The sequence below is a fragment of the Aetokthonos hydrillicola CCALA 1050 genome (assembly GCF_017591665.1).
GTDB lineage: Bacteria > Cyanobacteriota > Cyanobacteriia > Cyanobacteriales > Nostocaceae > Aetokthonos > Aetokthonos hydrillicola.
The window spans coordinates 1-1,363 of the sequence record NZ_JAAKGC010000230.1 but is presented as its reverse complement, the minus strand read 5'-3'; the positions used below and the strand labels follow the sequence as shown (position 1 = coordinate 1,363).

Annotated in this window: 2 protein-coding genes; one reads left to right on the top strand and one right to left on the bottom strand. The window is 39.6% G+C overall.

Features of this window, described 5'->3' with window-relative positions; all coding sequences use genetic code 11:
• The first annotated feature begins 199 nt into the window (after positions 1-199).
• The gene (locus G4P69_RS36080; protein WP_208343711.1) at positions 200-610 is read left to right on the top strand and encodes a hypothetical protein; all 411 of its coding nucleotides are present in this window, start codon (positions 200-202) and stop codon (positions 608-610) included.
• Between the two features lie 196 nt (positions 611-806).
• Here the strand turns inward: G4P69_RS36080 and G4P69_RS36075 are convergent, their stop codons facing one another.
• Positions 807-1,223: a fatty acid desaturase family protein gene (locus tag G4P69_RS36075; protein WP_208343710.1), complete on the bottom strand. Its 417-nt coding sequence runs from the start codon at positions 1,221-1,223 to the stop codon at positions 807-809.
• Positions 1,224-1,363 lie beyond the last annotated feature (140 nt).

Here is a 1,363-nt window from a genome sequence, read left to right as displayed (position 1 = left end):
AGCAGCTGTTAACATTATCCATTGAGCTAAAAGCTTAATGCCAGCTAAAGTGCCCGAACTTTAGTTCAGGGCGAATTTTCGGGCAAAACCTACGCAGTATTGATACCCAACCTAGTCAGCAATACCAGTATTACAGTCACGGCTGTGGTAGATTTTTAACAGTGCTTTCTGCTCGCCCTATCTCCTGAATATCCACACTATGAAAATCAACCGATTGCAGGAACTGAAGCAAAAACTGACGAATGAAGCAGACTTGTCCGATATATGGTCATTTTATATGGATCATTTTGCGGATCATCCAGAATTTACTGACCTGGGTGAGCCTGCTTATAATGAATACCTAGATGCTGTCGTCCACAAAACTTGTCAGCAAATATTTGGCAAGGCAATAAAGATTGCGAACTTTTTGTTGATATACATTCCAAAGTATCGGCTATTTCATGGACCTTTCCAAGTTAACGGACGTATTGGGGGTGTGATTTATTTCGAGGATATAAAAATAGGGTTACTTGCAGTGTCAGCAGATAATCCCCCTACCGACGCAGTTAAATATTCACGTTTTTCTGAGATAATTCAACTTTCGGCACCTAATCGCAATGATCTCAATTGAGAAATTACCACCATATAGGTGTTTAATCCTAAATTTGTTAGATCTTTTAGCTCGGAGAGTGCATCGACAACCCACGATTGATCATCCCCAAGCTAAAGGCACAGGGGTGATCAAACTCTTGCTCCCAAGAACTGAAGCAGGTTATTAATTGATCCTGGCTGCGGTGTCAGCTGTTGTCTAGGATCAGGCTGGAAGACTACAGGCTCTTTTTCATTCTATTAGAGGAGTCAACTTCACCAATTAATGATGGATGATGGCTTAACCAGAGTGTAGATTCGAGATAACCTGCTTCCCGTTTCATTAGTGGCAGATTATGGTTTTCTAACACCTTTTGAATTCGCTCAAATGCTTCTGGTAGTTGGTTAAAGGGAATATCAGGGCAAGCATGATGCACTGCATGATAATTTAGTCCACCCATTAACCAGCCAACTAGAGAACTAGTCTCAAGATTACGACAAGCATAAAGCTGCGTTAATTGGTGGTTGGTAAATTTTCCCCACAGCCCATAGTGTTCTAAGTGATCGCGTGTCTGCGCTATGATGCCAATCATCCTTTCTAGAATTAACCAAAATAAAATGTAACGCCCTATTTCTCCGTGAAAGATTGCGAACATTAATAGAACACTATAGACCCGTCCGGGAATTAAATTCTTAAAAAGAGAGAACGTAAAATTTTATCTTTATAAACCATAATACTTACAATATATAGTTTTTACGGAAAAAATAGCATAATAAATCATGTTGGCAATCAAAA